The following is a 24,355-nucleotide window of genomic DNA, read 5'->3' on the forward strand; positions in this document are numbered from 1 at the left end:
ACGACGGGCCTTTTTTGACGAAAGGTTGCTTATTCGCGGAACAGCGCTTCGATATTCAGACCTTGCCCCTGCAGGATTTCACGCAGGCGACGCAGACCTTCAACCTGAATCTGACGAACACGTTCACGGGTCAGGCCAATTTCGCGGCCGACGTCTTCCAGTGTCGCAGCTTCATACCCCAGTAAACCGAAGCGACGCGCCAGCACTTCACGCTGTTTGGCGTTCAGTTCGAACAGCCATTTGACGATGCTCTGCTTCATGTCATCGTCCTGCGTGGTGTCTTCCGGACCGTTATCTTTTTCATCGGCCAGGATGTCCAGCAGCGCTTTTTCGGAGTCGCCACCCAGCGGGGTGTCAACGGAGGTAATGCGCTCGTTGAGACGCAGCATACGGCTTACGTCATCAACCGGTTTATCGAGTTGTTCGGCAATTTCTTCTGCGCTTGGCTCGTGGTCCAGCTTATGGGACAACTCGCGCGCGGTACGCAGATACACGTTCAACTCTTTGACGATGTGAATCGGCAGGCGAATCGTACGGGTCTGGTTCATAATTGCCCGTTCGATGGTCTGACGAATCCACCAGGTCGCGTAGGTTGAGAAACGGAACCCGCGTTCCGGGTCAAACTTCTCAACTGCGCGGATGAGACCTAAGTTGCCCTCTTCAATCAGATCCAGCAGAGCCAGACCACGATTGCCGTAACGGCGGGCAATTTTCACGACCAGTCGCAGGTTACTTTCAATCATGCGACGACGCGAGGCCACATCACCACGCAAAGCACGACGTGCGAAATAGACTTCTTCTTCGGCCGTTAGCAGTGGGGAGTAACCAATCTCCCCAAGGTAAAGCTGAGTCGCGTCCAGTACACGCTGTGTGGCGCCCTGCGATAACAGCTCTTCTTCAGCCAAATCGTTATCACTGGGTTCCTCTTCTACTAAGGCTTTTTCGTCAAAAGCCTCTACTCCGTTCTCATCAAATTCCGCGTCTTCATTTAAATCATGAACTTTCAGCGTATTCTGACTCATAAGGTGGCTCCTACCCGTGATCCCTGAACGAGACACCCTGGCTGGCATGCCCCGTCAAATTATCGCTGCGGCAAGTACTGCAGCGGGTTTACGGATTTCCCCTTGTAACGAATTTCAAAATGCAAGCGTGTAGAACTGGTTCCGGTGCTACCCATGGTAGCGATTTTTTGCCCCGCCTTAACTTCTTGTTGTTCCCGGACCAGCATTGTGTCGTTATGGGCGTAGGCACTCAGGTAATCATCGTTGTGTTTGATGATGATAAGATTACCGTAACCGCGCAGAGCGTTACCGGCATACACAACGCGTCCATCTGCGGTCGCGATGATAGCCTGTCCTTTACTCCCTGCGATATCGATCCCTTTATTTCCCCCTTCGGAGGAAGAGAAGTTCTCGATAACCTTGCCGTCAGTCGGCCAGCGCCATGCAGAAATCGGCGAACTGGAGGTCATACTGCTGGCAGTCGGTTCAGTAGAGCTAACCACAGGTGCCGTAACCGGTGCTGTGACAGCAGTCGCAGTCCCTTTATTATTCGGCAACATTTTGTTAGCAGTCTGATCACCTGAATCCTCAGAATACGTAATTACAGGTTGTGAAGCAACCACCGTGGTGGATTTTTGTGCAGGCTTAACGCTGTTATTTTGAGCCGTCACATCGGCCGCTGAAACCGTGTTGCCAGGCGTAAGCGGCGTACCCGTCGCGTTGCCCACCTGGAGCGTTTGCCCGACTTCCAGACCATATGGGGCCTGGACGTTGTTGCGCTGCGCGAGGTCACGGAAATCGTTCCCGGTGATCCACGCAATGTAGAACAGCGTATCGCCGCGTTTCACGGTATAGGTGCTGCCACCGGTGTAGCTGCCTTTCGGAATGTTCCCATACTGACGGTTATAGACTATGCGGCCGTTTTGGGTCTGAACAGGCTGTTCAACTGGCTGAACCTGCACTGGCTGTGTAACAGGATGTTGCACAGGCTGAATTTGTGGTGTTTGCTGCGGCGCAGCCGTCCCCATTTTAGGTGGCGGCGTGATTAACATTCCGCTGGACGTGTTACCGGAACCGCTGTTTCCGCCGACGGAACTGACGGGCGCAGGCGCGTTGTTAGAACTTGTACAGCCTGCCAGCCAGAGCGAAACCAGTGATAATGCCGCAACACGGCTGATGGTGAATTTAGGGCTTCCCGCGCTCATTTATCCCCCAGGAATGTGTTAACTACCAGTGACTTAAAATTTACCGTGATGGCACGAATCTTTCGCGCCACACCATACGCTGAATTTGCCTTAATAACCCTGGATAATTCCGAGTCTCAGGCCAACTCCCCCTTCACCAGAGGCACAAAGCGCACGGCTTCCACGGTGTCGATAATAAACTCGCCGCCGCGCCGACGAACGCGCTTCAACAGCTGCTGCTCGTCCCCGACAGGCAGAACCAGAATGCCCCCCTCATCCAGCTGCGACAACAGGGCTGCTGGAATTTCTGGCGGGGCCGCCGTCACGATGATCGCGTCAAACGGGGCACGAGCCTTCCAACCCTGCCATCCATCACCGTGTCGTGTCGAAACATTATGTAAATCAAGTTGTTTCAGGCGACGACGCGCCTGCCACTGTAAACCTTTGATCCGCTCAACGGAGCATACGTGATGAACGAGATGCGCCAGGATCGCGGTCTGATACCCCGACCCGGTGCCAATCTCCAGCACGCGGGAGTCGGGCGTCAGCTCCAGCAGCTCCGTCATGCGAGCTACCATGTAAGGCTGCGAAATCGTCTGGCCCTGCCCGATGGGCAGCGCCACGTTTTCCCACGCTTTGTGTTCAAACGCCTCGTCTACAAATTTCTCACGCGGAACCAGGGCGAGCGCTTCAAGCACGTGCTCGTCGCGGATCCCCTGCGCGCGTAGTTGTTCCAGAAGAGTTTGTACACGTTTGTTTACCATTGCGCGTTCACTCCTGCGCGATCCAGCCAGCCCGACACCACATCATGCGCGCTATACGCGGTTAAATCTACGTGCAGCGGGGTAACCGAAACATAGCCTTCCTCCACGGCGGCAAAGTCGGTATCCGGACCCGCATCGCACTTATCGCCGGGAGGGCCGATCCAGTAAAGCGTGTTGCCGCGCGGATCCTGCTGCGGGATCACCTGATCGGCAGGATGTCGACTCCCGCAACGGGTGACGCGGATGCCTTTAATTTCATCGAGAGGAAGATCCGGCACGTTGATGTTGAGGATGCGTCCGGTACGCAACGGCTCGCGGCCGAGCGCCCGCAGGATCGAACAGGTCACCGCGGCGGCGGTGTCGTAGTGCGTGTAGCCGTTCAACGAGACCGCCAGCGCCGGGAACCCCAGATGGCGGCCTTCCATTGCGGCCGCCACGGTGCCGGAGTAAATCACGTCATCACCGAGGTTAGGCCCGGCGTTAATGCCGGAGACGACGATATCCGGACGCGGCCGCATCAGCGCGTTCACGCCCAGAAAAACACAGTCGGTTGGCGTGCCCATCTGTACGGCAATATCGCCATTTTCAAAGGTAAAGGTGCGAAGCGACGACTCCAGCGTCAGCGAGTTAGACGCTCCACTGCGGTTACGATCGGGCGCCACAACCTGCACATCCGCAAACTCACGGAGGTGTTTCGCCAGGGTCTGAATGCCTGGCGCGTGGATCCCGTCATCGTTACTCAGCAATATTCGCATAATCACCCGAGGTGTTGATAAGTTCCCTGACAACACTGGTGGCAAAGCTGCCTGCCGGCAGCCAGAAACGTAACTCGACGGTCACGTCATCCCACCAGTTCCAGCTTAACTGCTGCGGATAGAGCAGCATCGCGCGGCGTGCCGCGTCGACTTTTTCCCGCACCAGCAAGGACTGCAATTCTGGCGCATCCGCCACGGCTGACTGCTCGGCGGCCAGCGCGTCGCCCTGTGTTCCCCAGTCGCCCGTACCGGGCAACGCGGCGGTGATCAGCAGCCCTTTTGCGTCCACGCGCGACTGGACATCGGCCATCTCTTCGGCCGTTGCCACAAACCAGCTTCCGCGTCCCGCTAATTGTAGCGCATCGCCAACAACAACTTGATTCGCGTCTGGTTTTTTCAGCCTTTCGCTCACAATCTGATTAAACAACGCACTGCGGGCCGCCGACAACCAAAAACTGCGTTTATTCCTGTCACGCACCGGCGCGTCGCTTTGCGCCCAGCGCAGTGCGCCCTGCAGGTTGCTGCCGCCGATGCCAAAGCGCTGCGCGCCAAAGTAGTTCGGTACGCCGCGGTCGCTGATGGCATTCAGGCGTTTTTCAACGTCTTCACGGTCAGTCACGTCGCGCAGCACCAGCGTAAACGCGTTGCCTTTTAACGCGCCCAGACGCAGTTTGCGCTTGTGGCGGGCATATTCCAGTACCTTACAGCCCTCAAGCTCAAATTTGCTTAAATCAGGCATCGCATTGCCGGGAACGCGCGCGCAGAGCCACTGTTCCGTGACGGCGTGTTTATCTTTCTGCCCGGCAAAGCTCACCTCGCGGGCATGAATTTTGAGGAATTTTGCCAGCGCGTCGGCCACAAAGCGGGTATTGCAGCCATTTTTCAGAATACGCACCAGGATATGTTCGCCTTCGCCATCCGGCTCAAAGCCCAGATCCTCCACCACGAGGAAATCTTCAGGGCTGGCTTTCAGCACCCCGTTACCCTGCGGTTTACCGTGCAGGTATGTCAGGTTGTCGAAATCTGTCATTTGCTCGCCTTCACCAGCAGCGCCACGGCTTCACAGGCAATGCCTTCGCCGCGACCGGTAAAGCCCAGCTTCTCGGTCGTCGTCGCTTTGACGTTCACGTCGTCCATATGGCAGCCCAGATCTTCTGCAATAAACACGCGCATCTGCGGAATGTGCGGCAGCATTTTAGGGGCCTGTGCGATAATCGTCACGTCGACGTTGCCAAGGGTGTAGCCTTTCGCCTGGATCCGGCGCCACGCTTCGCGCAGCAGTTCACGGCTGTCCGCCCCTTTAAACGCCGGGTCGGTGTCCGGGAACAGCTTGCCGATATCACCCAGTGCGGCTGCGCCCAGCAGCGCGTCGGTCAGCGCATGCAGCGCCACGTCGCCATCAGAATGCGCCAGCAGCCCTTTTTCATAAGGAATGCGCACGCCGCCAATGATAATTGGGCCTTCGCCGCCAAAGGCGTGTACATCAAAACCGTGTCCAATTCGCATTATGCCTTCTCCTGATGGGTCGAACGGGTAAGATAAAATTCCGCGAGCTGTAAATCTTCCGGACGCGTCACTTTAATATTATCAGCACGTCCTTCAACAAGCTCAGGGTGGAAACCGCAGTACTCCAGCGCAGAGGCTTCGTCCGTGATGGTCGCACCTTCGTTAAGCGCGCGCGTTAAGCAGTCGTGGAGCAGTTCGCGGGGGAAAAATTGCGGCGTCAGCGCGTGCCAGAGATCGACGCGATCGACGGTGTGGGCGATAGCCCGTTTGCCCGGCTCGGCACGCTTCATGGTGTCGCGCACGGGAGCGGCCAGAATGCCGCCCACTTTGCTGGTTTCGCTCAATGCCAGCAGGCGAGCGAGATCGTCCTGATGCAGGCACGGACGCGCCGCGTCATGCACCAGCACCCACGGCGCGTTACCGGCCGCCTGAATGCCTGCCAGCACGGAATCGGCGCGCTCGGCACCGCCATCGACAACGGTAATCTGTGGGTGGTTTGCCAGCGGCAGCTGCGCAAAGCGGGCATCGCCGGAACTGATGGCGATGACCACGTGCGTCACCCGCGGGTGCGCCAGCAGCGCCGCCACGGCGTGCTCGAGGATCGTTTTATCGCCAATAGAGAGGTATTGCTTGGGACATTCTGTCTGCATGCGCCGGCCAAAACCTGCGGCCGGCACCACGGCGCATACGTCCGAAAAAGTTACTGCCATGTCGTAATCCTGGGCCTGATTATCGATTGTTTTGTGCTGAGCCCTGATTGCGTTTAGACGCATCCGGAACCAGACGATAAAAGGTTTCGCCCGGCTTAGTCATACTGAGTTCATTGCGTGCGCGTTCCTCAATCGCCTCTTGCCCGCCATTGAGGTCATCAATTTCAGCGAAGAGTTGATCGTTTCGCGCCTTAAGTTTGGCGTTTGTTGCCTGCTGAGCTGCGACGTCATCGCTCACCCGGCTATAGTCGTGCAGTCCGTTCTTACCGAACCACAGCGAATATTGCAGCCAGATTAGCAAAGCCAGCAACAGCAGCGTTAGTTTACCCATCCTGCCCCCTGAAAAACGGCATCATCATCCCAAGACTTCCCCAGAGCACTACGCCGGGGTAACAGAGATGCCGCAACATCGCGGGCAAATGTACCACATTTTTTCCGCAGAATCGTCCTGCTCAATATCGTTACACAGTTGGTTACGGTTTGAATTATGGCTGAAGTTAGCCCATGAGCCACAAAAATAACAGACCAAACATCAGCACCACCGTCACAATCGTGACCACGGTACTGTACAGGAGCTTGCCGTTGAGCAGCGAGTGAAGCGCAATGCCGACGACAACCGCCACGGGCATCAGCGCCAGAAAGAAAGGCCAGGTGTAGAGAAAGAAGAACAGCGTGTTGCCGCCGTAGATAAGAAACGGGATAACCAGCGCCAGCAACCATGAGACGAAGCCAATGATGGCCCCAGGAAATGACCAGGTCGTTTCGTCGTCGGTCGCAAGCGGCTCCGACCCGGTGGTGGTGATGTAATGTTCACTGTTGCGCATAGCTAGTCCTGTGACCGTGACTCATCGTTCGGGAAGACAGCTCCCGAACGATACCGTCTCAGGATCTGATAATATCGTCCCGTCTGAGCAGGTCTAATAATTGGCTTACTAAATTTGTTACCAATTGTTGACCCTCCAGGTGAATTTCAGGCGATTCAGGCGCTTCGTATACCGCGTCAATGCCGGTGAAGTTGCGCAATTCTCCGGCACGCGCTTTTTTGTACAGCCCTTTCGGGTCGCGCGCTTCGCAAACCTCCAGCGGCGTATCCACAAACACTTCGATAAAGCGATCCTGACCGACCCGTTCGCGCACCATCTGGCGCTCGGCGCGGTGTGGAGAGATAAATGCGGTCAGCACCACCAGCCCGGCGTCGGCCATCAGGCTGGCGACCTCCCCGACCCGGCGGATGTTCTCTTTGCGGTCGTCGTCGCTGAACCCTAAATCGCTGCACAGGCCATGGCGCACGTTGTCGCCATCCAGCAGGTACGTGCTTACGCCCTGCTGATGCAATGCCTCTTCCAGCGCGCCCGCCACCGTCGATTTACCCGAGCCGGACAGCCCGGTAAACCACAGCACAACTCCACGGTGACCGTGGAGCTGTTCGCGCTGGGCGACGGTGACCGGATGAGGATGCCAGACGACGTTCTCATCATGGGCAGCCATTACTTGCCTCCCAGCAGATCGCGCGCGCCCCAGTGCGGGAAGTGCTTACGCACCAGCGCGTTCAGCTCCAGCTCAAAGGCGCTGAATTCTGAAGCCGCGGACGCCTGTTCGTTTGGCTCACGGACCATCCCCGCGCCGACGGTGACGTTCGTCAGGCGATCAATAAAGATAAGCCCGCCCGTCACCGGATTTTGCTGATACGGATCCAGCACCAGCGGTTCGTCAAAGGTCAGATCGACCAGACCAATACCGTTCAGCGGCAGCTCGGTAACCTCGCGCTGGGTCAGGTTGTTGATGTCCACCTGGAACTGAATACCGTCCACGCGGGCGCGGGTCTTCTTGCCGGCGATTTTGATGTCGTAGCTCTGGCCCGGCGTCAGCGGTTGCTCCGCCATCCACACCACATCCACGGAAGCCCCCTGCACGGCGGCCAGCGTTTCCCGGGCATCCACCAGAAGATCGCCCCGGCTGATATCAATCTCGTCTTTCAGCACCAGCGTAACCGCTTCACCGGCGCCTGCGTCCTGCAGGTCACCGTCGAAGGTGACGATGCGTGCGATGGTCGATTCCACGCCGGATGGCAGCACCTTGACGCGCTGACCGACCTTTACGGCGCCTGACGCAAGGGTGCCGGAGAAACCGCGGAAATCGAGGTTAGGACGGTTGACGTACTGCACCGGGAAGCGCATCGGCTGAGTGTCGACCACGCGCTGAATTTCAACCGTCTCCAGCACCTCCAGCAGCGTCGGGCCGCTGTACCACGGCATGTTCGCGCTCTGGGAGGCGACGTTATCCCCTTCCAGCGCCGAGAGCGGCACAAAGCGGATATCCAGGTTGCCCGGCAGCTGTTCGGCAAAGGTCAGGTAGCTATGGCGGATCTCCTCGAACTTCTCTTCGCTGAAGTTCACCAGATCCATCTTGTTGACCGCCACCACCAGGTGTTTGATCCCCAGCAGCGTGGAGATAAAGCTGTGGCGACGGGTCTGATCCAGCACGCCTTTACGGGCGTCGATCAGCAGGATCGCCAGGTCGCAGGTCGACGCGCCGGTCGCCATATTGCGGGTGTACTGTTCGTGCCCCGGGGTGTCGGCGATAATAAATTTGCGCTTCTCGGTAGAGAAATAGCGGTAGGCCACGTCAATCGTGATGCCCTGCTCGCGCTCCGCCTGCAGGCCATCCACCAGCAGTGCCAGATCCAGCTTTTCGCCCTGGGTACCGTGACGCTTACTGTCGTTATGCAGGGAGGAGAGCTGATCTTCATAAATCTGGCGCGTATCGTGCAGCAGACGGCCAATCAGGGTACTTTTCCCGTCATCCACGCTGCCGCAGGTCAGAAAACGCAGCAGGCTTTTGTGTTGTTGCGCGTGCAGATACGCTTCCACGCCGCCTTCGTTGGCAATTTGTTGAGCAATAGTGGTATTCATGGCGGCTCCTTAGAAATAACCCTGACGTTTCTTCAGCTCCATGGAGCCTGCCTGGTCGCGGTCAATCACGCGCCCCTGTCGCTCGCTGGTGGTCGACACCAGCATCTCTTCGATGATCTCCGGCAGCGTCTGGGCGTTGGATTCCACCGCGCCGGTCAGCGGCCAGCAGCCGAGGGTGCGGAAACGCACCATCTGTTTTTTGATCACTTCACCCGGCTGCAGGTCGATGCGATCGTCGTCGATCATCATCAGCATGCCGTCACGCTCCAGCACCGGGCGCTCGGCGGCCAGATACAGCGGAACGATCTCGATGTTTTCCAGATAGATGTACTGCCAGATATCCAGCTCGGTCCAGTTGGAGAGCGGGAAGACGCGGATGCTTTCGCCCTTGTTAATCTGGCCGTTGTAGTTGTGCCACAGCTCCGGACGCTGGTTTTTGGGGTCCCAGCGGTGGAAGCGATCGCGGAAGGAGTAGATACGCTCTTTGGCGCGGGATTTCTCTTCGTCACGCCGCGCGCCGCCGAAGGCCGCGTCAAAACCGTATTTATTCAGCGCCTGCTTCAGCCCTTCGGTCTTCATGATATCGGTGTGTTTGGCGCTGCCGTGCACGAACGGGTTAATGCCCATCGCCACCCCTTCCGGGTTTTTATGCACCAGCAGCTCGCAGCCGTAGGCTTTCGCGGTACGGTCGCGGAACTCGTACATCTCGCGGAATTTCCAGCCGGTGTCCACGTGCAGCAGCGGGAACGGCAGCGTGCCCGGATAAAACGCTTTACGCGCCAGATGCAGCATGACGCTGGAATCTTTACCGATGGAGTACATCATCACCGGGTTAGAAAACTCGGCGGCCACTTCGCGGATAATATGGATACTTTCCGCTTCGAGCTGCCGCAGGTGTGTAAGACGTTTTTGGTCCATAACCGTTCCTTAAGCCAAATTTACAACAGAAGAACCAAAGCCTTCTGTATCGGTTGTGTGCTGAAACCAGGCGAGCGTGCTGTGCAGCTGCACCACTTCCCCCACCACGATCAGGGCGGGCATCGGGGCGTCTTTCGCCAGGGTTGCAAGGTCTTGAAGTGTGCCGACAGCAACATGCTGATCGACGCGCGTGCCGCGAGAAATGACGGCGACGGGGGTCGTCGCCTCGCGACCGTGCTGAATAAGCTGTTCGCTGATGTCCGCCGCTTTCATCGTGCCCATGTATATCGCCAGCGTCTGGCGGCTCTGGGCGAGATGCGACCAGTCGAACGGCGTGCTGTCCGCCTTGTAGTGGCCGGTCACAAAGGTGACGCTCTGGGCGTAATCGCGGTGGGTCAACGGGATACCGGCGTAGGCCGTTACCGCAGAAGCCGCCGTGATGCCGGGCACCACCTGGAACGGAACGCCCGCTTCGGCTGCCGCCTGCAGCTCTTCGCCGCCGCGACCGAAAATGAACGGATCGCCCCCCTTCAGGCGCACCACGGTTTTGCCCGCTTTCGCGGCGTCAATTAGCATCTGGTTGGTGTCGTGCTGCGGCACCGAGTGTTCGCCCGCCCGTTTGCCGACGCAGATTTGCTCCGCGTCGCGACGGATCAGCTCGCGCACGCCGTCGGTGACCAGGTGGTCGTAGAACACCACGTCCGCATCCTGCAGCACCTGCAGGCCGCGCAGCGTCAGGAGCCCGGCATCGCCCGGCCCCGCGCCCACCAGAATGATCTCCCCGCCCGTACTGCCGGGGTTATCCAGTTCGTCCTCGAGGATTTTCTGCGCCGCTGTCTCATTACCGGCATGCATCAGGCTGGCAAAGCGGCCGCGAAACACGCGTTCCCAGAAGCGACGGCGTTCCGTCACGCTGGTCAGGCGGGTTTTCAGATGGTTGCGCCAGTAGCTGGCTTTCTCCGCCATGCGCCCGAGGCTGGTCGGCAGCAGCGCTTCGATTTTTTCCCGCAGCACGCGCGCCAGCACCGGTGCGGTACCGCCGGAGGAGATCGCCACCAGCAGCGGCGAGCGGTCAACGATCGACGGGAAAATAAACGAGCATAAAGGCTGGTCGTCCACCACGTTCACCAGGCGGTAACGGGCCTGAGCGGCGTCGGAGATCCGCTGGTTCAGTTCACGATCTTCGGTCGCCGCAATTACCAGCACGACGCTGTCGATTTGTGACTCGTCGAAATCCGCCTCTTCAATGACTTTCACCTGGGCCCCTGCGCGCTGCAGAAACGCGATTTTGCGATCGGCGATTTCACCCGTGCCAACCACCAGCACCGGTTTCTCTTTAATCGCAGCAAATAAGGGCAGATAGTCCACAGGCAACAACTCACTAACAACGAGGAATAGAGGGACTATAGGGGGCGGCTTAGACCGAATGAAATTACGAATTGGAATGAGTAGTTACTCAATGGAATAACGCTGTGAAAAAGCTAATACCAAAAAGTGCTTAACGCGCGAAATTTCGGGCATTTAAGAACGATTCAAATTGTGTATGGACGATCACAGTTTCATACTAGGCGGGTTATTATTTTGCTCTGTTTTTAAGGACTCACTATGTTTTCCGCAACGCGCCACCGTATTGCTGCCCTGGCGCTCGGCGTTTGCTTTATTCTTCCTGCCCAGGCAAAAAACCAAACTTATGGTGAAATCGCCACTATGCAGGCGCGACATATCGCCACCGTTTTCCCTGGCCGCATGACCGGATCGCCTGCGGAAATGCTCTCCGCGGACTATCTTCGTCAGCAGTTTGCCGACATGGGTTACCAGAGCGATATCCGATCGTTTCACAGCCGCTACGTCTATACCTCACGCAATAAAACGAAAAACTGGCATAACGTGACCGGCAGTACGGTGATTGCGGCCCACGAAGGCAGCGCAAAAGAGCAAATTATCATTATGGCGCACCTTGATACCTACGCCCCGATGAGTGACGCCGATACGGATAACAATCTTGGCGGGCTGACGCTGCAGGGCATGGACGACAATGCCGCAGGCCTGGGCGTGATGCTCGAACTGGCCGAGCGGATGAAAGATATTCCGACCCAATATGGCATTCGTTTTGTTGCCACCAGCGGTGAGGAAGAGGGCAAACTCGGCGCTGAGAATCTCCTTAAGCGTATGAGCGCTGAGGAGAAGAAAAATACGCTGCTGGTGATCAACCTCGACAACCTGATCGTCGGCGATAAGCTCTATTTCAACAGTGGGCAGAGTACGCCGGGTACCGTGCGGAAACTGACGCGCGACCGGGCGCTGGCGATAGCCCGCAGCCATGGTGTTTATGCCACCAGCAATCCCGGCGGTAACCCGGATTATCCGCGAGGCACAGGCTGCTGCAACGACGGGGAAGTGTTCGATAAGGCGGGCATTCCGGTGCTGTACGTGGAAGCGACAAACTGGGCACTGGGCAAAAAAGATGGCTACCAGCAGCGGGCTAAATCGAAGGCCTTCCCGGACGGGACGAGCTGGCACAACGTGATGCTGGACAATCAGCAGCACATCGATCGCGCGCTGCCGCAGCGGATTGAGCACCGCAGTCGTGATGTGGTGAAGGTGATGCTGCCGCTGGTGAAGGAGCTGGCGAAAGCGGGTAAAGCCTGAGGCCGTTAAGCCCGGTGGCGGCTACGCCTTACCGGGCCTACATATGGAACGAGCCTTTGTAGGCCCGGTAAGCGCAGCGCCACCGGGCAAAAAGGTTATCACCCTTCGTGCAACCCGCACTCGCGCTTCAGCCCGAAGAATCGCGTCTCTTCTTCCGCCATGCCCGGTTCCCACTTACGCGTGGTGTGGGTATCGCCCACCGACAGATAGCCCTGGTCCCACAGCGGATGGTATTTCAGCCCGTGCTTTTGCAGGTACTGGTACACCGTCCGGTTATCCCAGTCGATAATCGGCAGCACTTTAAACACCCCGCGCTGCACCGCCAGCACCGGTAAGGTTGCCCGGCTGCCGGACTGCTCACGGCGCAGGCCCGCGAACCACGTCTGGGCATTAAGCTCTTTCAGCGCCCGGTTCATCGGCTCGACCTTGTTGATCTCATTGTATTTCTCAATGCCCTCAACGCCCTGCTCCCACAGCTTGCCGTAGCGCGCCTCCTGCCAGGCCGCGCTTTCCGTCGCGCGGTAAACCTTGAGGTTCAGCCTGAGCTTGTCCGTCAGATCGTCAATGAACTGGTAGGTCTCCGGGAACAGGTAGCCGGTGTCGGTGAGGATCACCGGAATGTCCGGACGGATCTGATTCACCAGATGCAGGCTGACCGCCGCCTGAATACCAAAGCTCGACGAGAGCACATACTCTCCCGGCAGGTTTTCCAGGGCCCACGCCACGCGCCCTTCGGCGTCCAGCTTTTCAAGGTGGGCATTGGTTTCTGCCAGCGCCAGAATGCGTTCGACTTTTGGCAGGTCATTAAGGGCGTTTAGATCGAGTTCGGACATAGTTACCTCTCGTGGTTACTCCCAGAAATCCCTGGCGGGATCGAGCACCGGGCGAATGATGCCCGCACGCACCGTAAAGTCGCCGAAGCCTTCACCCGCTTCGCGCTCTTTCGCCCAGCGCCCGACAAGCTCGTCGATGGAATCAAGAATTTCCGGCTCGGTGATGTTCTCGCGGAACATACGCGGAATGCGCGTGCCGATACGGTTACCGCCCAGGTGCAGGTTGTAGCGACCCGGCGCTTTCCCCACCAGCCCCAGTTCGGCCAGCATCGCGCGACCGCAACCGTTCGGGCAGCCCGTCACGCGCATAACAATATGCTCGTCCGGAATGCCGTGTTTTTCCAGAATCGCTTCTACCTTGTCAGTGAATGACGGCAGGAAACGTTCCGCTTCGGCCATCGCCAGCGGGCAGGTCGGGAACGACACGCAGGCCATTGAGTTTTCACGCTGCGGCTTCACCGCATCCATCAACCCATGTTCGCGCGCCAGCTTCTCGATCTTCGCCTTCTGGCTTTCCGGCACGCCGGCAATGATCAGGTTCTGGTTAGCGGTGATGCGGAACTCGCCCTTATGGATCTTCGCAATTTCCAGCAGACCGGTTTTCAGCGGACGCCCCGGATAATCCAGAATACGGCCGTTTTCGATAAACAGCGTCAGGTGCCATTTATTGTCGATACCCTTAACCCAGCCAATGCGATCGCCGCGACCGGTGAATTCGTAAGGGCGGATCGGCTCAAACTTGATGCCCGCGCGACGCTCCACTTCCGCTTTGAACGTCTCGACGCCCACGCGCTCCAGGGTGTATTTGGTTTTCGCGTTTTTACGGTCGGTACGGTTACCCCAGTCGCGCTGGGTCGTCACCACCGCTTCCGCCACGGCCAGCGTGTGCTCCAGCGGCAGGAAGCCGAACTCGCTCGCGGTGCGGGCATAGGTTTTCTTGTTACCGTGCTCAATGGACAGGCCGCCGCCCACCAGCAGGTTAAAGCCCACCAGCTTGCCGTTTTCGGCAATCGCCACGAAGTTCATGTCGTTGGCGTGCAGGTCGATATCGTTCTGCGGCGGGATCACTACCGTGGTTTTAAACTTACGCGGCAGGTAGGTCTGGCCGAGGATCGGCTCTTCATCGGTGGTCGCGACTTTTTCCTGATCGAGCCAGATCTCCGCATAGGCGCGCGTGCGCGGCAGCAGGTGCTCGGAGATCTTCTTCGCCCACTCGTACGCTTCGGCGTGCAGCTCGGACTCATACGGGTTCGAGGTGCAGAGCACGTTACGGTTCATGTCGTTGGCGGTCGCCAGCGCGTCCAGCCCAACGGAGTGCAGCATCTGGTGCACCGGCTTGACGTTCTTCTTCAGAATGCCGTGGAACTGGAAGGTCTGACGGTTGGTCAGACGGATGCTGCCGTAGATCGTGTTTTCACCGGCAAACTTGTCGATCGCCTGCCACTGTTTGGTGGTAATCACCCCACCCGGCAGACGGCAGCGCAGCAGCATCGCGTGACGCGGCTCCAGCTTCTGCTCTGCACGCTCGGCGCGGATGTCGCGGTCGTCCTGCTGGTACATGCCGTGGAAACGGATCAGCAGGAAGTTGTCGCCTTTGAAACCGCCGGTGAGACCGTCATTCAGATCTTCAGCAATGGTGCCACGCAGATAGTTGCTTTCCAGCTTCATGCGCTCGGCGTCTGTCAGTTTACCTTCGACCACCAGTGGCCCTGGATGTTTTTCGCTCATTAGTAGACATCTCGCTGATAACGGCGCTCAACGCGCAGCTCACTTAAAAATTCGTCCGCCGCTTCGGCATCCATACCGCCGAATTCGGCAATCACTTCCAGCAAAGTCTGCTCAACGTCTTTCGCCATGCGATTGGCGTCGCCGCAGACATAAATGTGGGCACCGTCATTGATCCAGCGCCACAGCTCTGCGCCCTGTTCGCGCAGTTTGTCTTGTACGTATACTTTTTCTTTCTGGTCGCGGGACCAGGCCAGATCGATGCGGGTCAGTACGCCTTCTTTCACATAGCGCTGCCACTCCACCTGGTAGAGGAAATCTTCGGTAAAGTGCGGATTGCCGAAGAACAACCAGTTTTTACCCGGCGCGCCGTCTGCCGCGCGCTGCTGCATGAAGGCGCGGAACGGCGCAATGCCGGTGCCCGGGCCAATCATAATGACCGGCGTTTCCGGGTTTGCCGGCAGGCGGAAGTTATCGTTGTGCTCGATAAAGACGCGCACTTCGCCCTCTTCTTCCACGCGGTCTGCCAGGAAGCCCGATGCCCCACCCGTACGGGCGCGACCTTCGATGTCGTAGCGCACCACGCCGACGGTGATATGCACTTCGCTCTCCACCTCGGCCTGAGACGAGGCAATGGAGTACAGGCGTGGGGTCAGCGGACGCAGCAGGCCGATCAGCGCATCGGCATCCAGCTGAGCCGGAGAGAAGCGCACCATATCGACAATCGGCGTCGTCGCGGCGTAATGCTGCAGCTTCGCCTTGTCGCCCACCAGCGGCAGCAGGGATTCGCTGCGCGTTAAGGTGGCATAATTTTCGACGATATTCGGGGTATTCACCGTCAGCTCAAAATGCCACTGCAACGCTTCAGAAAGCGGCTGCGTTTTGCCGTCAACGGTGACGGGCTCGTCGCCTTTCAGCCACAGCAGCTCAACCAGCTCTTTCACCAGCGCCGGATCGTTCTGATACCAGACGCCCAACGCATCGCCAGGCTGATAGCGCAGGCCCGAGTCGCCGAGATCGATTTCGATATGGCGAACGTCTTTTTCGGAATCGCGGCCGGTAATTTTCTGGTTCACCGACAGGCTCGCCGCCAGCGGCGCCTCTTTGGTGTACGGGCTGGTGTGGATGTCGTTAACAGCACCCGTCGCGGTGAACGCGGCCTGGGCTGACGTCTCTTTCGGCACGCGCGCTTTTAGCACATCGACGATGCGGGCACGCCATTCAGCGGCGGCGGTCTGGTATTCGACATCTGCGTCAACGCGGTCCAGCAGGCGCTCTGCGCCCAGCTCCGCCAGCCTGCTGTCGAAGTCTTTGCCGGACTGGCAGAAGAATTCATAGGAGGTATCGCCCAGGCCAAAGACGGCAAACGCCGTGCCATCCAGCTTCGGCGCCTTTTTCGAGAACAGGAACTTATGCAGCGCCACCGCTTCTTCTGCGGGTTCACCTTCACCCTGCGTAGAAGCCACCACCACCAGCAGTTTTTCTGACGCGATTTGCTTAAATTTATAATCCCCGGCGTTGACCAGGTTCACGTTCAGCCTGGCGGCCAGCAGGTCGTCACGCAGCGCTTCGGCCACGCGGCGGGCGTTACCCGTCTGCGAGGCGGAAATCAGGGTAATGGCCGGAATTTCTACGGCCGTGGCCGGTGCACCCGCCACAGCGCCAGGCTGCTGATTAAGCATTCCCCAGAAATAACCGGAGACCCAGGCAAGCTGAGTGGGAGAAAAATCAGAGGTGGCAGCCTGAAGGCGCGCCAGCTGCTCCGGGTTCAGGGGAAGCAAGTTTGAAGGTGGGGCCTGTGTTGTCATGCGTCGTTATGTTCCAGTAGCCAAGCGGACTTTAAGCGAATAAATCCAAACTGAAGATAAGGTTAACGGCGAGGATAATAACAATTAAAGAAGGGATGGAAATAATAAATAACCAAATGGACTAACCTGTTTTGGTTGTCATGCTTAGCGATAAAACCGATTAAATAATTATTTGAAATATAAGAACAAATAGCGAAAAACACCCCGTATACGAGGCGGTTACCGCTCAGAGCCGTTTTAGTTAATGCTAAAAATTGTGCTTTCCGGTACTATGCGGCGGTTTTTTCCGCATTACTGAGAGCGATCATGTCCACCACACTGTTTAAAGATTTCACCTTCGAAGCCGCCCACCACCTTCCGCATGTCCCTGAAGGGCATAAATGTGGCCGTCTGCACGGGCATTCGTTCATGGTGCGTCTTGAGATCACCGGTGAAGTTGATCCGCATACCGGTTGGATCATGGATTTTGCCGAGCTGAAGGCGGCGTTTAAGCCGACCTACGATCGTCTGGATCACTACTACCTGAATGAGATCCCGGGCCTTGAAAACCCGACCAGCGAAGTGCTGGCAAAATGGATTTGGGATCAGATGAAACCGCGGGTACCGCTGCTGAGCGCGGTGATGATCAAAGAGACCTGTACGGCAGGCTGCGTGTATCGCGGCGAGTGATGCTTGCCGGGTGGCGGCTTCGCCTTACCCGGCCTACAATCGCCTGGAACCGTAGGCCCGGTAAGCGCTCGCGCCACCGGGCTTTTTTTCAGGCGATATTCAGATACTTGTGCGTCTGCATCGACAGGCGCCAGTTGCGCGCAATACAGGTTTCAATGCACAGGCGCGTTGCATCGTCTTTCTGGCTGATAGGCTGCAGGGCAATGACCCGCTGCTTTTCGTCCGTCAGCGTGGCCAGCAGTTCATCCAGCGCTTCGATATCACGCACGCGTCCTACCGGGTGCTTAATCTCATCCGCGCGCTCCAGCGCCTGAGACAGCACGTCATACCCGCCGCGCATATTCACTTTTGGCGATACCGTCACCCAGGTGGTGTGCGAGCAGCGCACTTCATGGGTGCCGCTGGTCTCGATCTGGCAGCTGTAGCCGTTCTTTTCGAGCAGCTCGGTCAGCGGCGTCAGATCGTGGATGCAGGGTTCACCGCCGGTGATCACCACGTGACGCGCCGTCCAGCCCTGACGACCAATGATGGCGAGCAGATCTTCGGCACTGCCCGCGCCCCACTTATCGCTCTCTTTGGTTTTCGCCAGAATGCTAAACAGCGACACTTCCCGATCTGCGAGCTTATCCCACGTATGTTTGGTATCACACCAGGCACAGCCAACCGGGCATCCCTGTAAACGAATGAAAATAGCGGGAACGCCGGTAAAGTAACCCTCGCCTTGCAGGGTCTGGAACATCTCGTTAATCGGGTACTGCATAGTCATCTCAGTAAAGGGGATAAACGATAAGTATCGCAGATCCCCGCCGGATGGTCATGCTCCATCGGTGCTTTGCGCGTCAATCGCCGCCATAAACCGTTCGGTAATTTGCTGCGGACGGGTGATCGCGCCGCCGACCACCACCGTATGCGCGCCCAGCGCCAGACACCTGGCCGCACGCTCGGGGGTATCCACGTTGCCTTCGGCAACCACGGGCACCGTCACGGCCGCCAGCACCGCCTTCAGGAACGCGCAGTCGTTTTCCGGAAGTGAATGGCCCGCCGTTTCCGCCGTGTAGCCGTAAAGCGTGGTGCCGACGCAGTCAAAGCCCAGCGCCTGCGCCGTCACGGCTTCGTCCACGGAGGAGATATCCGCCATCAGCAGCACCGCGGGATAACGTGCGCGGATGCGCGAGACCAGCGTTTCCAGAGATTCTCCGCCGGGACGTGACCGCGCCGTCGCATCAAGCGCAATGATGTCCGGCGAGACGCTCATGAGCTCATCCACTTCTTTCATTGTCGCGGTGATAAACACCTCGCTTTCGGGATAATCCCGTTTGATGATGCCGATGACCGGCAAAGACACCTGCTGCCTGATGGCCTCGATATCCACCACGCTGTTGGCGCGAATGGCTGCAGCCCCGCCCTGTGCCGCAGCCAGCGCCATGCGCGACATAATAAACGGGCTGTGCAGCGGTTCATTTTCCAGCGCCTGACAGGAGACGACCAGTTTTCCCTTCAGGTTATCCAGTACAGTTTTCATTACGATAAGATCTCTTCCACTTCGTTTTTGATAATCGTGACGTGCGGGCCATAAATGACCTGAACGCCGTTGCCGCGCACGATAACGCCGCGCGCCCCGGTGGCTTTCAGTGCCGACTCATTCACTTTGCTGCCGTCTTTAACCGTGACGCGAAGACGCGTGGCGCAGCAGTCCACCTCGTCCAGATTCTCTTTTCCGCCTAATCCGGCGATCACCGCGGCTGCGCGTTCGTTTTGCGGCAAACTGACCTCATCAGCCATCGCCTCCTTTTCCCGACCTGGCGTCGCGAAATCAAAGCGGTTAATCAGATAGCGGAAGGTAAAGTAGTAAAGGAAGAACCACGGTACGCCGACCAGCGGAACGAACATCCAGTTGGTTTTGGCTTCTCCCTGCAAAATGCCGAACAGCACGAAGTCGATGAAACCGCCGGAGAAGGTTTGCCCGATGGTGATATGCAGCATGTGCGCGAGCATGAATGCCAGCCCGTCAAACAGCGCATGGATGATGTAGAGCACCGGCGCAATAAACAGGAACGAGAATTCGATAGGCTCGGTAACCCCGGTCAGGAACGAGGTTAACGCCGCAGAAAGCAGCAGCCCGGCAACGCGTTTTTTGTTCTCGGGTTTTGCCGTGTGGTACATCGCCAGGCACGCCCCGAGCAGGCCAAACATCATCGTGATAAAACGCCCGGACATGAAGCGTGACGTGCCCTCATAGAAATGTTGCGTGTTCGGGTCAGCCAGCTGAGCGAAGAAGATCCGCTGCGTGCCTTCCACGAGGTGTCCGTTGACGATTTCACTCCCGCCAAGCGCGGTGGTCCAGAAAGGCAGATAGAAGATGTGGTGCAGACCGAACGGGCCCAGCATGCGTAAAATGAAGCCGTACAGCAAAGTACCCAGATAGCCGGTCGCATCCACCAGCCCGCCGAGACCAAAAATCAGCTTCTGGAAATGCGGCCAGACCACGGTCATGAGCGCACCGACGAGTATCGCCGCCAGCGAGCTGATGATAGGAACAAAGCGCGAGCCGCCAAAAAAGCCCAGGAACTGCGGAAGTGCAATCTTGTTAAACCGATGATGGAGCGCGCAGGTTACCAGCCCAATCACCACGCCGCCAAAGACGCCGGTTTCCAGCGTCTGAATACCCAGCGTCATGCCCTGCCCCACCGCGCCCGGGTTCTCATGCGCCAGTTTGCCGGTGAGGATCAGCAGCGCGTTGATGGTGGCATTCATCACCAGAAACGCGAGAAGCGCCGCCAGCCCCGCCGTGCCCTTATCGCTTTTTGCCAGCCCGACGGCGACCCCAACCGCAAACAGCACCGAGAGGTTCGCAAACACGATGGATCCTGCGCTGCTCATGATGGTGAAAATGGCCTGCAGCCAGCTCACGTCTAAAAACGGATAGGCCGCCAGCGTGTTGGGATTGGATAGCGCGCCGCCTATCCCCAGCAGCAGACCTGCCGCAGGCAGCACGGCAATCGGCAACATAAAGGATTTGCCAAAGCGCTGCGCTTTTTCAAACCATCCCCCTGAAGAAGCCCCACTGAATATTTGCATCATTTTTTCATCCCCCCATTAATAGATGAAAATTTTTACCATATTAATTTTAGATAGTGAAAATTATCATCAAAAACCAGGACAACGATCATACTTTTTCGAAATGACTGGCATCCTTCCCCCGCTTTCCGCCACACTAGTCGCAGAGAAACGCATTAAGGATCGAGCATGTCAGACCATGAAAACCTGCTGCTGAAGCTACGCCAGGAGGCTTCCGGGTACAGCCCAACACAACAAAAACTCGGTGAGTTTGTTCTCAGCGATCCTGCCCGGGTGCTCTACCTGACGATCACCGAACTGGCGCGCGAGAGCCACACCAGCGAGGCCAGCGTGACGCGTCTTTGCCGCACGCTGGGCTGCAAGGGCTATAACGAATTTAAAATGGCGCTTGCACTGGATATTCAGCAGGGCCAGCCCGCGCGTCAGGCGGGGGATGAGATTGATAACGTCGTGGATGAGTCGGTGCAGGCTTTGCAGGACACCGCCAGGCTCCTTGACCGCACGCTGCTTGAAAAGGCCGCGCTGGCGCTGCATCAGGCGCAGTCGGTGCAGATTTATGGCGTTGCGGCCAGCGCGATCCTCGGGGAGTATCTGCACTACAAGCTGTTGCGTCTGGGCAAACCCGCACAGCTGTTTAGCGATATGCACCGCGCGGCAATGAATGCGACAACGCTTTCGTCAGAAACCCTGGTGGTGGCAATCTCCAGTTCCGGCTCAACGCGAGATCTACTCCACGTGGTGAAGCTTGCCCGCAAGCGCGGCGCTAAGGTTCTGGCACTCAGCAATACGCCCCGCAGCCCGCTGGCGTCCCTGAGCGACATGCAGCTGGTGGCCGCCAAGCCAGAGGGGCCGCTTAGCGCGGGCGCGCTCAATGCCAAAGTTGGGGTCATGCTGCTGGTCGAACTGCTGACCACGTCCATGATTGCGCTGGATGGCCGTTACAGCGACGTTAGCCAGCAAACGGCCAGCGCCACGCTTCCTCTGTTACTCTAAAAACCCTTCGCAGGCTAAATAAAATAGCCTGCGCTTGATGTCGCCTGATTTAAGTTAAGTGGTGTTTAAATCATTTATCCGGTAAATGTTTGGTGTAACAAAGTATTATATTTATTACATTTCGAATTAAGTTCACCATCCGATAAGCACCACAAAATGACTTTAAAATCATAATGTTGAAATATTCATTTTAATAAATTGAATTTTCACCCTGCCTGTAATGTCCAATATCTCCACCTGAATTCCTTTCCTTAAAATAAGCTTAAGATGCTGTCTATTTCGGCGTTTTATTATTTAAATGCCGTTTACTTTTGCACGCCTACAATCCGCCTCATCAATCATAATGAGACGGTATTAATGAAGATGTTAATGATTACAGGCGTGACGGGGTTTCTGGGCGGTGCAGTACTGGAAAAAATTCTGACCAGCGATCAATCCGTAAAACTGCTTTTGCTCGCGCGTGCCAGCGATCCGCAGAGCGGGCTGGAGCGCGTGCTGGAGAACATGCGCAAGTTCAACGTTCCTGAGAACAAACTGGCCACTCTGAGCGTGGACAATATCCTCATTGGCGATCTCAGCCAGCCTGAAGCCTTCCTGAACGATCCGCGTCTGGACCAGGTCACGCATGTCGTGAACTGTGCAGCTGTTGCCTCATTTGGTAACAACCCGCTCATCTGGAAGGTCAACGTGGAAGGAACGCTGGCACTGGCGCGCCGCATGGAGCAGGTTTCAACGCTACAACGCTTCCTCCACGTGGGCACGGCAATGTCATGTACGCCGGAGCAGGATTCCCTGGTCGCCGAAAGCGCCGAATTCAGAGAGAATGCTGAACACCTGGTGGAATACACGTTTTCGAAGTCAACCATCGAACAGCTGATGCGCCAGGAATGTCCGAACCTGCCGCTGCTCATCGCGCGTCCATCCATCGTTGTCGGCCATACCCGCCACGGCTGCACGCCCTCGAGCAGTATTTTCTGGGTCTTCAGCATGGGCCTGATGCTGCAGAAGTTTATGTGCTCGATGGAGGACCGGATCGACGTTGTCCCGGTGGATTATTGTGCCGACGCGCTGTTAATGCTGCTCAACAGCAACGCGCGTCCGGGGGAAGTGGTACACATTTCGGCCGGAGAAGAGAACAGCGTTCGCTTTGCGGATATTGATAATGCGATGGCGCAGGCGCTGGAGAAAGCACCCGTCGGCGATAAGTACGCGCAGGTCAGCTACGAAACGCTGGTCAGAATGCGCCGTGAACTGAAAACGATTTTTGGCCCGTGCAACGAACGTCTGATGCTGAGGGCCATGCGGTTATACGGTGCGTTTGCCACGCTTAACGTGCGATTCAGCAACGATAAGCTGCTGAGCATGGGGATGCCGAAGCCACCCCGGTTTACGGATTATATTGCCCGCTGCGTGCAAACCACCCGGGGGCTGACCATTCCGGAGCAAATGGCGGTCGATTTTAAATAGCCAAAAAAAATGCCAGTCATTCGACTGGCATTTTCATGTTAAGGCTTAAGCGATTATGCCTGGCCTTTGATCTCTTTACGACCGTTGTATGGTGCTTTTTCGCCCAGCGCTTCTTCGATACGAATCAGCTGGTTGTATTTAGCAACACGGTCAGAACGGCTCATAGAACCCGTTTTGATCTGGCCAGCAGCGGTACCCACAGCCAGGTCAGCAATGGTCGCGTCTTCAGTTTCGCCAGAACGGTGAGAGATAACCGCGGTGTAGCCAGCGTCTTTCGCCATTTTGATCGCAGCCAGCGTTTCGGTCAGGGAACCGATCTGGTTGAATTTGATCAGGATGGAGTTAACGATGCCTTTCTCGATACCTTCTTTCAGGATCTTGGTGTTGGTTACGAACAGGTCGTCACCCACCAGCTGGATTTTGTCGCCCAGTACTTTAGTCTGGTATGCGAAGCCAGCCCAGTCAGACTCGTCCAGACCGTCTTCGATAGACACGATTGGGTACTGTTTGGTCAGGTCTTCCAGGAAGTGAGTGAACTCTTCGGAGGTGAACGCTTTGTTGCCTTCGCCAGCCAGAACGTATTTACCGTCTTTGTAGAATTCAGATGCTGCACAGTCCATCGCCAGGGTGATGTCTTTGCCCAGCTCGTAGCCTGCTGCTTTAACCGCTTCAGCGATAACAGCCAGTGCTTCTGCGTTAGAACCCAGGTTTGGCGCGTAGCCACCTTCGTCACCCACAGCCGTGTTCATACCTTTAGCTTTCAGAACTTTAGCCAGGTTGTGGAACACTTCAGAACCCATACGTACTGCTTCTTTCAGGGATTTCGCGCCAACTGGCTGAATCATGAATTCCTGAATATCAACGTTGTTGTCTGCGTGCTCACCACCGTTGATGATGTTCATCATTGGTACAGGCATGGAGTATTTGCCTGGGGTGCCGTTCAGTTCAGCGATGTGCTCGAACAGTGGCATACCTTTAGCCGCCGCAGCCGCTTTGGCGTTCGCCAGGGAAACGGCCAGGATTGCGTTCGCACCGAAGTTAGATTTGTTTTCAGTACCGTCCAGATCGATCATGATCTTGTCGATGCCAGCCTGATCTTTGGCATCTTTGCCAACGATAGCCTGAGCAATAGGACCGTTAACAGCGCCAACCGCTTTCAGTACGCCTTTGCCCATGAAACGGGATTTGTCGCCATCACGCAGTTCCAGCGCTTCGCGGGAACCGGTAGAAGCACCTGATGGAGCAGCTGCCATACCGACGAAACCACCTTCCAGATGAACTTCGGCTTCAACGGTCGGGTTACCACGGGAGTCGATGATTTCACGACCGATGACTTTAACGATTTTGGACATTAGATTTTCCTCAGTACAAGTTAAACTAAAA

The 24,355-nt window shown here is 57.0% G+C and carries 24 protein-coding genes; 4 read left to right on the forward strand and 20 right to left on the reverse strand.

The genetic code is table 11. The annotated features are described in order from the left end of the window. Positions 1-29: 29 nt before the first annotated feature. The 13 genes from rpoS to cysG all read right to left on the reverse strand — a co-directional run bounded on the left by rpoS (position 30) and on the right by cysG (position 11,109). Positions 30-1,022: an RNA polymerase sigma factor RpoS gene (rpoS, locus tag ACHH0Z_RS09470; protein WP_008499600.1), complete on the reverse strand. Its 993-nt coding sequence runs from the start codon at positions 1,020-1,022 to the stop codon at positions 30-32. A gap of 59 nt (positions 1,023-1,081) precedes the next feature. Next, positions 1,082-2,206: a murein hydrolase activator NlpD gene (gene nlpD, locus ACHH0Z_RS09475; protein WP_039024138.1), complete on the reverse strand. Its 1,125-nt coding sequence runs from the start codon at positions 2,204-2,206 to the stop codon at positions 1,082-1,084. A 116-nt stretch (positions 2,207-2,322) separates the two neighbouring features. Continuing rightward, positions 2,323-2,949 (reverse strand): protein-L-isoaspartate(D-aspartate) O-methyltransferase, encoded by a 627-nt coding sequence (locus ACHH0Z_RS09480; RefSeq protein ID WP_008499604.1) that lies wholly within the window; start codon positions 2,947-2,949, stop codon positions 2,323-2,325. Beyond that, positions 2,943-3,704 (reverse strand): 5'/3'-nucleotidase SurE, encoded by a 762-nt coding sequence (gene surE / locus ACHH0Z_RS09485; RefSeq protein ID WP_021241911.1) that lies wholly within the window; start codon positions 3,702-3,704, stop codon positions 2,943-2,945. Before surE ends, ACHH0Z_RS09480 begins: the two co-directional genes overlap by 7 nt. After that, the gene (gene truD, locus ACHH0Z_RS09490) at positions 3,685-4,734 is read right to left on the reverse strand and encodes a tRNA pseudouridine(13) synthase TruD (RefSeq protein ID WP_045408532.1); all 1,050 of its coding nucleotides are present in this window, start codon (positions 4,732-4,734) and stop codon (positions 3,685-3,687) included. The genes surE and truD overlap by 20 nt, the downstream gene beginning before the upstream one ends. Continuing rightward, positions 4,731-5,210, reverse strand: a complete 480-nt coding sequence (ispF, locus tag ACHH0Z_RS09495; protein WP_008499607.1) for a 2-C-methyl-D-erythritol 2,4-cyclodiphosphate synthase — start codon at positions 5,208-5,210, stop codon at positions 4,731-4,733. The genes truD and ispF overlap by 4 nt, the downstream gene beginning before the upstream one ends. Then, positions 5,210-5,920, reverse strand: a complete 711-nt coding sequence (gene ispD / locus ACHH0Z_RS09500; RefSeq protein ID WP_025912397.1) for a 2-C-methyl-D-erythritol 4-phosphate cytidylyltransferase — start codon at positions 5,918-5,920, stop codon at positions 5,210-5,212. The genes ispF and ispD overlap by 1 nt, the downstream gene beginning before the upstream one ends. Positions 5,921-5,939: 19 nt before the next feature. Continuing rightward, complete coding sequence (gene ftsB / locus ACHH0Z_RS09505; RefSeq protein WP_008499609.1) at positions 5,940-6,251, reverse strand: cell division protein FtsB; 312 nt, start codon at positions 6,249-6,251, stop codon at positions 5,940-5,942. A gap of 166 nt (positions 6,252-6,417) precedes the next feature. Further along, complete coding sequence (locus ACHH0Z_RS09510; protein WP_395149529.1) at positions 6,418-6,744, reverse strand: DUF3561 family protein; 327 nt, start codon at positions 6,742-6,744, stop codon at positions 6,418-6,420. A gap of 58 nt (positions 6,745-6,802) precedes the next feature. Beyond that, positions 6,803-7,408 carry an adenylyl-sulfate kinase gene (gene cysC, locus ACHH0Z_RS09515; protein WP_021241908.1) on the reverse strand — a complete coding sequence of 202 codons (606 nt, stop codon included), beginning with the start codon at positions 7,406-7,408 and terminating at the stop codon, positions 6,803-6,805. Next, positions 7,408-8,832, reverse strand: a complete 1,425-nt coding sequence (gene cysN, locus ACHH0Z_RS09520) for a sulfate adenylyltransferase subunit CysN (protein WP_045408529.1) — start codon at positions 8,830-8,832, stop codon at positions 7,408-7,410. Before cysN ends, cysC begins: the two co-directional genes overlap by 1 nt. Positions 8,833-8,841: 9 nt before the next feature. After that, the gene (gene cysD, locus ACHH0Z_RS09525; protein WP_008499613.1) at positions 8,842-9,750 is read right to left on the reverse strand and encodes a sulfate adenylyltransferase subunit CysD; all 909 of its coding nucleotides are present in this window, start codon (positions 9,748-9,750) and stop codon (positions 8,842-8,844) included. 9 nt (positions 9,751-9,759) lie between these two features. After that, entirely contained in the window at positions 9,760-11,109 is a 1,350-nt protein-coding gene (gene cysG, locus ACHH0Z_RS09530) for a siroheme synthase CysG (protein ID WP_163291555.1), read from the reverse strand. A gap of 246 nt (positions 11,110-11,355) precedes the next feature. Between cysG and ACHH0Z_RS09535 the strand changes: the two genes are divergently transcribed. Then, positions 11,356-12,399, forward strand: a complete 1,044-nt coding sequence (locus ACHH0Z_RS09535; protein WP_045408523.1) for an aminopeptidase — start codon at positions 11,356-11,358, stop codon at positions 12,397-12,399. 98 nt (positions 12,400-12,497) lie between these two features. Here the strand turns inward: ACHH0Z_RS09535 and cysH are convergent, their stop codons facing one another. From cysH to cysJ, 3 genes are read right to left on the reverse strand one after another with little or no spacing between them, the layout of a single operon-like run. After that, complete coding sequence (cysH, locus tag ACHH0Z_RS09540) at positions 12,498-13,232, reverse strand: phosphoadenosine phosphosulfate reductase (protein ID WP_045408520.1); 735 nt, start codon at positions 13,230-13,232, stop codon at positions 12,498-12,500. A 15-nt stretch (positions 13,233-13,247) separates the two neighbouring features. After that, the gene (gene cysI / locus ACHH0Z_RS09545; protein ID WP_008499617.1) at positions 13,248-14,960 is read right to left on the reverse strand and encodes an assimilatory sulfite reductase (NADPH) hemoprotein subunit; all 1,713 of its coding nucleotides are present in this window, start codon (positions 14,958-14,960) and stop codon (positions 13,248-13,250) included. Then, a complete protein-coding gene (cysJ, locus tag ACHH0Z_RS09550; protein ID WP_023344814.1) occupies positions 14,960-16,765 on the reverse strand; it encodes an NADPH-dependent assimilatory sulfite reductase flavoprotein subunit in 1,806 nt (601 codons plus the stop codon). The genes cysI and cysJ overlap by 1 nt, the downstream gene beginning before the upstream one ends. A 306-nt stretch (positions 16,766-17,071) precedes the next feature. Here cysJ and queD point away from each other — a divergent pair, with 306 nt between their 5' ends. Next, positions 17,072-17,434: a 6-carboxytetrahydropterin synthase QueD gene (gene queD, locus ACHH0Z_RS09555; RefSeq protein WP_008499619.1), complete on the forward strand. Its 363-nt coding sequence runs from the start codon at positions 17,072-17,074 to the stop codon at positions 17,432-17,434. Positions 17,435-17,522: 88 nt separating this feature from the next. Here the strand turns inward: queD and queE are convergent, their stop codons facing one another. The 3 genes from queE to ACHH0Z_RS09570 are packed head-to-tail and all read right to left on the reverse strand — an operon-like array spanning position 17,523 to position 20,515. After that, entirely contained in the window at positions 17,523-18,194 is a 672-nt protein-coding gene (gene queE, locus ACHH0Z_RS09560; protein ID WP_021241905.1) for a 7-carboxy-7-deazaguanine synthase QueE, read from the reverse strand. Positions 18,195-18,248: 54 nt separating this feature from the next. Further along, positions 18,249-18,956, reverse strand: coding sequence for an N-acetylmannosamine-6-phosphate 2-epimerase (locus ACHH0Z_RS09565; protein WP_045408517.1), 708 nt, complete (start codon positions 18,954-18,956; stop codon positions 18,249-18,251). After that, a complete protein-coding gene (locus ACHH0Z_RS09570) occupies positions 18,956-20,515 on the reverse strand; it encodes a PTS transporter subunit EIIC (protein ID WP_395149530.1) in 1,560 nt (519 codons plus the stop codon). Before ACHH0Z_RS09570 ends, ACHH0Z_RS09565 begins: the two co-directional genes overlap by 1 nt. 165 nt (positions 20,516-20,680) lie before the next feature. On the opposite strand from ACHH0Z_RS09570, the gene ACHH0Z_RS09575 reads away from it, so the two are divergent. Both ACHH0Z_RS09575 and ACHH0Z_RS09580 read left to right on the forward strand, forming a co-directional pair. Next, positions 20,681-21,505, forward strand: coding sequence for a MurR/RpiR family transcriptional regulator (locus tag ACHH0Z_RS09575; RefSeq protein ID WP_045408511.1), 825 nt, complete (start codon positions 20,681-20,683; stop codon positions 21,503-21,505). 357 nt (positions 21,506-21,862) lie between these two features. Beyond that, positions 21,863-22,972, forward strand: coding sequence for an SDR family oxidoreductase (locus ACHH0Z_RS09580; RefSeq protein ID WP_032653198.1), 1,110 nt, complete (start codon positions 21,863-21,865; stop codon positions 22,970-22,972). Positions 22,973-23,025: 53 nt separating this feature from the next. Here ACHH0Z_RS09580 and eno read toward each other — a convergent pair whose 3' ends face one another. Further along, a complete protein-coding gene (gene eno / locus ACHH0Z_RS09585; RefSeq protein ID WP_003862715.1) occupies positions 23,026-24,324 on the reverse strand; it encodes a phosphopyruvate hydratase in 1,299 nt (432 codons plus the stop codon). Positions 24,325-24,355: the final 31 nt, after the last annotated feature.

The sequence above is a fragment of the Enterobacter cloacae complex sp. 2024EL-00227 genome, from assembly GCF_043945315.1.
Lineage (GTDB): Bacteria > Pseudomonadota > Gammaproteobacteria > Enterobacterales > Enterobacteriaceae > Enterobacter > Enterobacter roggenkampii.

Bases quoted from the DNA above. Each gene is read 5' to 3' on its own strand.
- ACHH0Z_RS09570 (WP_395149530.1), bottom strand. From the start codon at position 20,515: ATGATGCAAATATTCAGTGGGGCTTCTTCAGGGGGATGGTTTGAAAAA.
- ACHH0Z_RS09575 (WP_045408511.1), top strand. From the start codon at position 20,681: ATGTCAGACCATGAAAACCTGCTGCTGAAGCTACGCCAGGAGGCTTCC.
- surE (WP_021241911.1), bottom strand. From the start codon at position 3,704: ATGCGAATATTGCTGAGTAACGATGACGGGATCCACGCGCCAGGCATT.
- queE (WP_021241905.1), bottom strand. From the start codon at position 18,194: ATGCAGTACCCGATTAACGAGATGTTCCAGACCCTGCAAGGCGAGGGT.
- cysN (WP_045408529.1), bottom strand. From the start codon at position 8,832: ATGAATACCACTATTGCTCAACAAATTGCCAACGAAGGCGGCGTGGAA.
- queD (WP_008499619.1), top strand. From the start codon at position 17,072: ATGTCCACCACACTGTTTAAAGATTTCACCTTCGAAGCCGCCCACCAC.
- truD (WP_045408532.1), bottom strand. From the start codon at position 4,734: ATGACAGATTTCGACAACCTGACATACCTGCACGGTAAACCGCAGGGT.
- ftsB (WP_008499609.1), bottom strand. From the start codon at position 6,251: ATGGGTAAACTAACGCTGCTGTTGCTGGCTTTGCTAATCTGGCTGCAA.
- nlpD (WP_039024138.1), bottom strand. From the start codon at position 2,206: ATGAGCGCGGGAAGCCCTAAATTCACCATCAGCCGTGTTGCGGCATTA.
- ACHH0Z_RS09565 (WP_045408517.1), bottom strand. From the start codon at position 18,956: ATGAAAACTGTACTGGATAACCTGAAGGGAAAACTGGTCGTCTCCTGT.
- ispD (WP_025912397.1), bottom strand. From the start codon at position 5,920: ATGGCAGTAACTTTTTCGGACGTATGCGCCGTGGTGCCGGCCGCAGGT.
- cysD (WP_008499613.1), bottom strand. From the start codon at position 9,750: ATGGACCAAAAACGTCTTACACACCTGCGGCAGCTCGAAGCGGAAAGT.
- cysH (WP_045408520.1), bottom strand. From the start codon at position 13,232: ATGTCCGAACTCGATCTAAACGCCCTTAATGACCTGCCAAAAGTCGAA.
- cysC (WP_021241908.1), bottom strand. From the start codon at position 7,408: ATGGCTGCCCATGATGAGAACGTCGTCTGGCATCCTCATCCGGTCACC.
- cysI (WP_008499617.1), bottom strand. From the start codon at position 14,960: ATGAGCGAAAAACATCCAGGGCCACTGGTGGTCGAAGGTAAACTGACA.
- ispF (WP_008499607.1), bottom strand. From the start codon at position 5,210: ATGCGAATTGGACACGGTTTTGATGTACACGCCTTTGGCGGCGAAGGC.
- ACHH0Z_RS09580 (WP_032653198.1), top strand. From the start codon at position 21,863: ATGAAGATGTTAATGATTACAGGCGTGACGGGGTTTCTGGGCGGTGCA.
- cysJ (WP_023344814.1), bottom strand. From the start codon at position 16,765: ATGACAACACAGGCCCCACCTTCAAACTTGCTTCCCCTGAACCCGGAG.
- rpoS (WP_008499600.1), bottom strand. From the start codon at position 1,022: ATGAGTCAGAATACGCTGAAAGTTCATGATTTAAATGAAGACGCGGAA.
- ACHH0Z_RS09535 (WP_045408523.1), top strand. From the start codon at position 11,356: ATGTTTTCCGCAACGCGCCACCGTATTGCTGCCCTGGCGCTCGGCGTT.
- eno (WP_003862715.1), bottom strand. From the start codon at position 24,324: ATGTCCAAAATCGTTAAAGTCATCGGTCGTGAAATCATCGACTCCCGT.
- ACHH0Z_RS09480 (WP_008499604.1), bottom strand. From the start codon at position 2,949: ATGGTAAACAAACGTGTACAAACTCTTCTGGAACAACTACGCGCGCAG.
- ACHH0Z_RS09510 (WP_395149529.1), bottom strand. From the start codon at position 6,744: ATGCGCAACAGTGAACATTACATCACCACCACCGGGTCGGAGCCGCTT.